Source organism: Arsenophonus endosymbiont of Apis mellifera, assembly GCF_903968575.1.
In the GTDB taxonomy this organism is placed as follows: Bacteria; Pseudomonadota; Gammaproteobacteria; order Enterobacterales; family Enterobacteriaceae; genus Arsenophonus; species Arsenophonus apicola.
In genome coordinates, this window is the sequence record NZ_CAJCFU010000074.1 from 1 (window position 1) to 371 (window position 371).

Genomic DNA, 371 nt, shown 5'->3' on the forward strand with positions numbered 1-371 from the left:
GGTCGTACAGGATTCGAACCTGTGACCAATTGATTAAAAGTCAACTGCTCTACCGACTGAGCTAACGACCCATCTGATTAAGCTGGATTCTGCTGATCTTGATCATTCTTAGTGAATAGCAAAAAAAATAAACAAAAATCTTATCTAATACTATTAATGGTGGGTCGTACAGGATTCGAACCTGTGACCAATTGATTAAAAGTCAACTGCTCTACCGACTGAGCTAACGACCCTATTAATAGCAAAACACATTATAAATAACTTAAACAAATAATGCTTCATTTTTGGCTTGAATGGTGGGCGATACCAGATTCGAACTGATGACCCCCTCCTTGTAAGGGAGATGCTCTACCAACTGAGCTAATCGCCCA

The 371-nt window shown here is 39.6% G+C and carries 2 tRNA genes; both read right to left on the reverse strand.

The window, feature by feature from the left end:
* Positions 1-157: 157 nt before the first annotated feature.
* Positions 158-233, reverse strand: a tRNA-Lys gene (locus H1X92_RS12200).
* A 61-nt stretch (positions 234-294) separates the two neighbouring features.
* Positions 295-370: transfer RNA gene (locus H1X92_RS12205), tRNA-Val, on the reverse strand.
* Position 371 lies beyond the last annotated feature (1 nt).